The following is a 630-nucleotide window of genomic DNA, read 5'->3' on the forward strand; positions in this document are numbered from 1 at the left end:
ACACTAGCATTATAGCTTTCTAGATCCATGCCTGACCAAGTTTGTCCTAAATACTTAGTCTTATTTGAGATCGCTCCTGGGATATCAAATTTAGCCACGCCATTTGTTTGAGGGGAACATCAAGCGTCTGCCATATCCATATCTGATGTAGTTGTAGTAGTTAAAATTTGTCTCAATAGTAAGTCTATCGATAGGATAAAAGTCAAATGAGAAATTTGCAAGTTTGCTTCGTTTAGTGCTATCTTTTACAAATCCCTGACCATCATTAAAGTAAACAATTCCTCTATATCCAACCTTTTCAAAACGATCTGATGTATCTAGCATCAAGCCAAAATTTGACTTCTCGCTCCAGTCAGCGCGTACGATAGTTTGTCTTGGCACTGGGGATTTGCGAGTATAGTTAAAGATACCGCTTGGATGCTGTGAGCCGTAAAGTGAGCCAGAAATGCCATTTTGAACTTCAAGCTTTTCAAAGATCATCATCGGCACAGCAGTCGTTGCAGTAACCATAAAGCCATCCCAGTAATTGTTACCAATAACGCCACCATACATTCCTCTTGTGCCTGGGCGAGTGACAGAGCCTGAGCCCATGTAGCTCACCGTAGCACTTGGTACAGTTCTCCAAACACC

1 pseudogene is annotated in these 630 nt (G+C 41.6%); it reads right to left on the reverse strand.

What is annotated here, in order from left to right:
* Window positions 1–90: 90 nt before the first annotated feature.
* Window positions 91–630, reverse strand: a pseudogene (locus tag CYP28_RS00810) (TonB-dependent receptor); the annotation flags it as partial.

Origin of the sequence: Campylobacter concisus, from assembly GCF_002914195.1 — a bacterium.
GTDB classification, from domain to species: domain Bacteria; phylum Campylobacterota; class Campylobacteria; order Campylobacterales; family Campylobacteraceae; genus Campylobacter_A; species Campylobacter_A concisus_M.